Consider the following 7,413-nt stretch of genomic DNA (forward strand, 5'->3'; position numbering starts at 1 on the left):
TCGCCGACCGAGCGGGCCGTCTTCGTGCTGCGCGAGGCGTTCGACGTCGGCTACGACGAGATCGCGGCCGCCGTCGACAAGAGCCCCGCGGCCGTCCGCCAGATCGCCCACCGCGCCCGCCGCCACGTCGACGCCCGGCGCCCCCGCCGGACGGTCTCCTCGCGCGAGGGCCGGGCGGTCCTGCGGTCCTTCCGGCGCGCCGTCGAGACCGGGGACCCGCAGGCCCTCCTCGACGTGCTCGCCCCCGACGTCGTCCTGATGAGCGACGGCGGCGGCGTCAAGCACGCCGCGCTGCGGCCGGTCACCGGCGCCGAGCGGGTCGCCCGCATGTTCGCCGGCGGCATCGGCAGGCTCCCCGCCCCGCCCACCACCGAACCGGCCCTGGTCAACGGCAGCCCGGCGCTCCTCGTGCGCCTGGACGGCGAGATCGACGGCGTCATGACGATCGGCGTCCAGGACGGCCGCGTCACCGGCCTCTACTACGTCCGCAACCCGGAGAAACTGTCCCGCCTCACCTCCACGACCCCGCTCACCCTGCGCTGAACGACCGCGCCGGTGCCACCGCCGCCGTCTCCCGCGCCCGGTACGGGACGCCTGGAGAGACCCCCGAACGCCCGATAGGGTGTGAAGAACGCATCAAGAACACGATGCCGGTGTGCCGGGAAGTCTGGTCGGCGTCCGAGGGGCCGTGCGCCCCCTGTCGACGCGCCGGGAGGGCTTTCCCCATGACCCAGGCACGCCCCTGCAAGACCGTCCTCGGACTGCTTCCCTGGCCCGAACGCCAGGCGATCGCGGAGGCCCTGCGCACCGAGACCGTCGGCGGTCTCGTGCTGCTCGCCGCCGCGGTCGTCGCGCTCGTCTGGGCGAACAGCCCGTGGAGCGCGGCCTACGAGTCCCTCCGCGACCTCCGCTTCGGCGTACCGGCCCTCGGTCTCGACCTGTCGGTCGGGCAGTGGACGGCGGACGGGCTCCTGACCGTCTTCTTCCTGGTCGCCGGCATCGAGCTGAAGCGCGAACTGGTCGTCGGCGAGCTGCGCACCCCCGCCACCGCCGCCCTGCCCGTCGTCGCGGCACTGTGCGGCATGGCCGTGCCCGCCGCCCTCTACGTCCTCACCGCGACGGTCGGCGGCGGCAGTCTCGACGGCTGGGCCGTGCCTATGGCCACCGACATCGCCTTCGCGCTCGCCGTCCTGGCCGTCATCAGCACCCATCTCCCCGCCGCGCTACGGGCGTTCCTGCTCACCCTCGCCGTCGTCGACGACCTCGCCGCCGTCCTCGTCATCGCGGTCTTCTTCACCGGCGACCTCGACTTCCGCGCGCTGGCCGGGGCGTTCGCCGGACTCGTCCTCTTCCACGCCCTCCAGCGTCTGCGCGTGCGCGGCTGGTGGTGGTACGTGCCGCTCGGCATCGCGATCTGGGCGCTGATGTACTCATCCGGTGTGCATGCCACCGTCGCCGGCGTCGCCATGGGGCTGATCCTGCGCACGACCCGCGACCCGGGAGAGGACGCCTCTCCGGGAGCGCGCGTGTCCCGCCGCGTCCACCCCTTCTCCGCCGGGGTCGCCGTGCCGCTCTTCGCCCTGTTCGCCGCCGGCGTCGGCGTCTCGGGCAGCGCCCTCGGCCGCGTCTTCACCGACCCCGAGCCGCTGGGCGTCGTCGTCGGCCTCGTCGCCGGCAAGATCCTCGGCATCTTCCTCGGCACCTACCTCGCCGCCCGCTTCACCCGCGCCCGGCTCAACCCGGACCTCGCCTGGGCGGACGTCCTCGGCCTCGCCACGCTCGCCGGCATCGGCTTCACCGTGGCCCTGCTCATCGGTGAACTCGCCTTCCCCGACCCCGCGCGGGCCGAATACGTCAAGGCCGCCGTCCTCGTCGGCTCCCTGACGGCAGCCGCCCTCGCCGCCGTCCTCCTGCGCCGCCGCAACCAGGTGTACAGGCGCCTGTGGGAGGAGGAGGAACGCGACGAGGACGCGGACGGCATCCCCGACATCCACCGGACCGGCGCGCGCACCGGCGAGTGACCTCTCCCCGACCGCCCGGCCACGGCGGAAGCCGCCCTGACCGGCCGTGTTGGCCGAAAGCCGCGTTACCGCCGGGCGACGACCTGGCTACCTTCGTCGCGAAGGGCGCGCTCCGCGCGCGGGCGCTCCGGCCGGCACGACGACAAGGGAGACTCGTGCGACGCATCTCGACCTACCTCATCGCGCTCATGGCACTGGTCGGTTTCGCCGTCTTCGGCACCTCGTCGCCCGCGACCGCCGCGGCGGCGGGCAACCCGTGCGGCGGCTCGCCCTACGCCTGTGCGGACGGCAAGTTCTACGCGTGGAACGGCGACAACGGTTCCCGCTGCGAATGGGTCGGCGACGCGCCGACCCTCGGATCCTGCACGAACAAGAACTACCTGGTCGCCAACTACGGCTACCCGTGCTCCGGATGCGACTGGATCCGCCTCTACTGGGGCTCCTCCTACACCGGCGCCTACTTCTGCATCCCGCCCGGCCACAGCTATGGGCAGCCCACCTCACCGAACCTGACGTTCAACCGGGGCAGCGGCCTCGCCGGATACGGGCAGAGCATCTGGTACAACGCGGCCTCGGCGCGGTGGAGCGGCCCCTGCTGATCCGCCGGCGCCGCCCGGCCCCCACGCCCCGCCGGCACGCCCGGCCCGGAAGCGGACCGGGCCGGGCGTGCCGCTCACACGGACGGCGTCACCTGCCGAGCCACGCGCGGTGGACGGTCAGCGTCGACGTGTTGCCCTGCCGGTCCGTGACCACGGCGGACAGCGAGATGCCGCGGTCCTTCGCCGGGTTGTCGACGGCGATCGCACCGTCGCGCACCGGCACCGGCCGCCAGGTCCTCCCGTCGTCGTAGCTCACCGACACGGCGAGGGACCCGAGGTTACGGCCGGCCGCCGCGCCCTGCACCGTCACCGGCACCAGGACCGGCGCGTGCGCCGGGGCGCGCGAGGCGAGGTCGACGGGCGCCCGGAAGCGGACCGTGGACACCGGCAGCGCCGTGGTGGCCGTCACCTGCCGCGAGCGGAACGTGAAGCCGGTCTCGACCCGGGTGGACACCGCGGCGACGTCCGCCGGGCGTTCCACGGACGTCACCAGCCGGTACTCGGCGTCGGCCGCGTCGACCGCGAAAGGCGCGGAGCCGGTCAGCGGATCGTCGTTCTCGGCGATCCGGACGCCGTCGCGGTACAGCGTCGACTTCGCCGAGGTGTACGGCGTGAGACCGGCGTGGCCCGCGCCGTCGGCGAACAGGGGGACGGAGCCGGTGATCAGCTCCTCGCCCGTGGCCGGGTCGGCAGCGGTGCGGAAGACGCCGGCGTCCCCGCCGAGCACCGGGCCGAAGGCGCCCGTGGCGAAGGTCTCCCGGTAGGTCCGGCCGGCCTCGTAGCGCTTCGGCCGGACCATCTCGTACCGGCCCTCGAAGGCCGGGTAGCCCCACTCGTCCGGCGCGCCCAGTTGGTCGAAGCGGGTGAGCCAGCGGACGCCGTCGGCCGTGGAGACGTGGAAGGTGCGGATGCCCGGCGCCGCCTGACGGTCGGAGAACCCGTTGCCCTCCGGCGCGCCCGGCAGACGCGGGAAGGGCGAGACGAGCGCGGTCTTGCCGGGGGCGGAGGCACCGAGGCCGACCTTCAGGGTGGCGAGCTCGTGGGCCTTCACGTGCCGGGTGTAGCCGGTCGCCAGTGTGGTCGTCGGGCCGCCGAAGGCCACCGTGTACTGGCTGGTGGCGTCCTTCAGGAAGTGCGCGTCCCAGGTCTGGAGCAGGGATCCGTCGGTGACGGCCGGGCCGCTGTGGGCGGTGCGGAAGCCGGTGAATCCCCTGAGGACCCAGCCGTTGCCGACGCGGCCGATGCCGGTGGCGCGCTCGTAGTACGGCCCGCCGTAGTCCGCCCGGTCGAGGCCGGGGACGGTGAGGTCGACCGGCTTCGTGGTGCGCGCGTCGGCAGTGACCGTCGTGTCGGCGGAGACGTCGAGGCGCGGCTGGGCGATCCAGTCGGTGCCCCGGGTGAAGTCCGACGGGTCCTCGTAGACGGCCGTGTTGAGGATGTACGAGCCCTTGGGGACGCGCAGGGTGCGGCCGCCGGGCTCGTCGGCGACGCGGGCCTGGTAGCCCGCGGCCGCTCCCGAGACGCCGATCAGGGTGCTGGTGTAGTGCTCGGCCTCGGTGCCGTCGCGGCCGAGGGCCCGCAGCGTGAGGTCGTACGACTCCGCCTCCCGGACCGCCACCGCGGGCGTGCGGACGGACTGGCCGGCGCCGGAGGCGGTGACCTGGGCCGAGTAGGTGCCGTCGGCGTCGCCGACGCTGGTGTCGGCGACGAGGTCGACCTCGGCGGTGCCGCCGGCGGGCACGGTCACCTTCGGGGCGCCGAGCGTGAAGAAGCCGGGCGGCGCCGGCTTGCCCGACGGGTCGAGGGCCGACACCGCCAGGTCGAGCGTGACGTCGGCGGTCCCGAGGTTGCGGTAGACGAGCTTCCTGCCGACGGGCCGGTCGTCGGCGTGCGGCCAGCGGGCCGTCCCGAAGTTCAGCGAGACCGGCTCGGCGATCACGGTCTGGCCCAGCGCCGCGTCGACCCGGACGCGGCCCGCGCCCTCCTGGAAGGCGGTGTGGCCGCCGCCCTCGGCGGACGCCATCAGCGCGCCCTTGAGCTCGGTGGACCGCCACTCCGGGTGCCGCTGCTTCAGGATCGCCGCCGCGCCGGCGACATGCGGGGTCGCCATGGAGGTGCCGTCCAGCCGCAGGTACCCCGGTGCGGGGTGCGGCGTGCCGGGGCGGGTGTCGATCGTGCTGCCGGGGGCGGCGGCCGCGGCGATGGCGACGCCGGGCGCGGTCACGTCCGGTTTGACGGCGCCGTCGCCGACGCGCGGACCGGTGCTGGAGAAGGGGGCCAGGCGGTCCTCGTGGTCGACCGCGCCGACGGTCAGCGCGGCGTCCGCACTGCCCGGCGAGCCCACCGTCGACTCCCCGTCCCGGCCCTCGTTGCCCGCCGCGACGGCGAAGAGGACGCCCTTCTCGGCCGACAGCCGGTCGACCGCCGCCTCCAGCGGGTCGACACCGGGGGAGTCGGGGCCGCCGAGGCTGAGGTTGACGACGTCCGCGCCTTCGGCGGCGGCCCACTCCATGCCGGCGATGATGGCGGAGTCGTCCCCCGAGCCCTCGTCGTCGAGGACCTTGCCGCTGATCAGCTCGGCGCCGGGGGCGACGCCCCGATAGCGGCCGCCGGAGCGGGCTCCGGTGCCGGCGGCGATCGAGGCGACGTGGGTGCCGTGTCCGACGCGGTCCACGGCATCGGGGGAGGAGGAGAAGTTCTTCTCCGCGACGACCCGGGTCCTCAGATCGTCGTGGGTCCTGTCGACACCGGTGTCGAGGACGGCGATCTTCACGCCCGTGCCGTCGTAGCCGGACTCCCACGCCTTGTCGGCGCCGATCTGCGGGACGCCGCGGTCCAGGCGCGCGCCGCGCACCCCGTCCAGCCACACCGAGGCGATGCCGGAGGCGGCGGCGCGGGTGCCGTCGCGCCGCCGGTCGGTCAGCGCCTCCCACAGCGCGGCCGTGTCCTTCCGGGAGGTGTGGACGGCCTCGGCGCCGATGGCCGGCAGCGTGCGCCGCAGTCGGGTGTCGCCGGCCGCGTGCACCTCGGCCCGTGCGGCGCCGGCACCTCCTTCGTACCGCACGATCAGCTTGAGGCCGCCGCGGTGGCTCTTGCGCAGCCGCGGGTCGGTGAGCACGCCGAGGTCGAAGAGCCGTTGGTCGAGCCTGCCCGCGGCGATCAGGCGCTCGGCGTCGGCGGGCACCACCAGCGTGCGGTCCCCGGTGCGCCGCACCTCGACGGGTATGTGCTCGCGGCCCTCGGCGGGCTCGAAGCCCACCATCCGGCCGGTGGCGTCCACCGTCACGCGGTCGCCCGTGACGAGCGGGATCCGTTCGTGGCCGCCGACGCGTGGGGTGTCCGGTACGGCCGTCGCGGGCGCGGCGGTCGCCGCCCCGGGGCCGGTCGTGCCTGCCATCAGGGCCACCGATGTGGCCGCCGCGACGGTGAAGGCGCGTGCTCTGTGCACGTGTGCGCGCAAGTCTCCCCCAGGAGCTTGGGATGAGGTGGAGTGGTCGTTTCCGGCCAGGGGACGCGAGGGCGCCCGCCGCCGGTCAGCGCAGTATGCGAGGGGACCGACCCGTGATCAACGACGGTCCGGGGGAGAGGAGTTGAGTCCCGTGCTTTCCGGCCACCGTGACGTCCGCCTGTGCGATGGGACGACGATGGCCGTGTGACGGGTGTGTGACACCCGCGCGATCCTTGGACGACACCTGGCGTCCGCGGCCCTCTCCGAGGCGCGGCCCCACCCGGTTTCCGGCCGCTTTCCGGCGCCCCGGCCCGCGCGATCGGACTCCGCCGCTCCGATTGGCCGGTATCGCACCCCGTACCGGACCGGCCGTCCCGGCGGGGAAGCCCCCCGTTCAGGTGTGGTGAGCGCGCGCGACGACAGGGCGCCCTATAAGGTAAGCCTTACCTCATAGGGTTCTTCGTGGAAGGTGGGCCGACGTGCCGCTCTCGACCGACCCGGTGGCCCCGGTCGCTCCGGCCTGGTCCTGCTCGGTTCCCCTCGCCGGTGTGTACCGGCGGCTGGCCGAGGTGTCGCCGCTCGTCAAACTCGGGGTGGGGCGCGGCCCAGGGGCCGCCGCGGGGTGGATCGAGGGGCACCGGCTGGGGCAGGGGCCCGACGGGGTGGAAAGTCTGGTCGTCGCCGAGGAGCGGCGCATCGAGGCGGCGTACGGCGTCGCACCCCGGCGGGACGTCGCGGCGACATGGGCCTTGCACCGCTACGCGTTCACCGCGTGTCTCGCGATGAGCGGACCGTGGTACCTCGAACAGCGCGTGCCGAAGGTGGCCTTGGACGGCGTCGCGTACCACTGGAAGGAGCGCGAGCTGGCCGTGGAGGCCGAGGCGATGGTGTGCCTTCCGGGCGATCCGCTGGCCGGCCGTCCCGGGGTGCGGACCGTCGGCGGCGCCGAGGAACTGCGCGCCGAGCTGCGGGACGCCGTCGCCGCGCACCTCGCCCCCGTCCTGGAGGCGTTCCGGCCGTACGTGCGGCGGCGCCCGCACGCGCTGTGGGGCATGGCCACCGATCAGCTCGCCGGCGGCGTCTGGCACGTGGGCCGGGCGCTGGGCGACGCGACGGCCGCGACCCGGGCCGCCGACGCCCTGCTGCCGGGGAACACGCCGCCCTTCACGGGCGCGGCGGGGTTCCGTCCGTCGTGCGACCCGGGCGGTGAGCCCACCCGTACCCGGACCGGCTGCTGCCTCTACTACACGATCCGGCCCGACGACCTCTGCGCCACGTGCCCGAGGGCCCGTTGACGGCTCGAAGACGGAAAGGGCGAGGGCCGGTCACCCGCGGGTGACCGGCC

The 7,413-nt window shown here is 74.7% G+C and carries 5 protein-coding genes; 4 read left to right on the forward strand and 1 reads right to left on the reverse strand.

What is annotated here, in order from left to right:
* The 3 genes from ABZ135_RS38305 to ABZ135_RS38315 all read left to right on the forward strand — a co-directional run.
* The coding region (locus ABZ135_RS38305) for a sigma factor-like helix-turn-helix DNA-binding protein (RefSeq protein ID WP_356702969.1) at positions 1-543 on the forward strand (543 nt) is incomplete at its 5' end.
* Between the two features lie 182 nt (positions 544-725).
* Positions 726-2,021: a Na+/H+ antiporter NhaA gene (gene nhaA / locus ABZ135_RS38310; RefSeq protein WP_356702971.1), complete on the forward strand. Its 1,296-nt coding sequence runs from the start codon at positions 726-728 to the stop codon at positions 2,019-2,021.
* Positions 2,022-2,176: 155 nt separating this feature from the next.
* Positions 2,177-2,620, forward strand: coding sequence for a hypothetical protein (locus tag ABZ135_RS38315; protein WP_356702972.1), 444 nt, complete (start codon positions 2,177-2,179; stop codon positions 2,618-2,620).
* A gap of 88 nt (positions 2,621-2,708) precedes the next feature.
* Here the strand turns inward: ABZ135_RS38315 and ABZ135_RS38320 are convergent, their stop codons facing one another.
* Positions 2,709-6,017: a S8 family serine peptidase gene (locus ABZ135_RS38320; protein WP_356702974.1), complete on the reverse strand. Its 3,309-nt coding sequence runs from the start codon at positions 6,015-6,017 to the stop codon at positions 2,709-2,711.
* Between the two features lie 530 nt (positions 6,018-6,547).
* Between ABZ135_RS38320 and ABZ135_RS38325 the strand changes: the two genes are divergently transcribed.
* Positions 6,548-7,363, forward strand: coding sequence for a (2Fe-2S)-binding protein (locus ABZ135_RS38325; RefSeq protein ID WP_356702976.1), 816 nt, complete (start codon positions 6,548-6,550; stop codon positions 7,361-7,363).
* Positions 7,364-7,413 lie beyond the last annotated feature (50 nt).

It is taken from the genome of Streptomyces sp. NPDC006339, assembly GCF_040612775.1.
GTDB lineage: Bacteria > Actinomycetota > Actinomycetes > Streptomycetales > Streptomycetaceae > Streptomyces.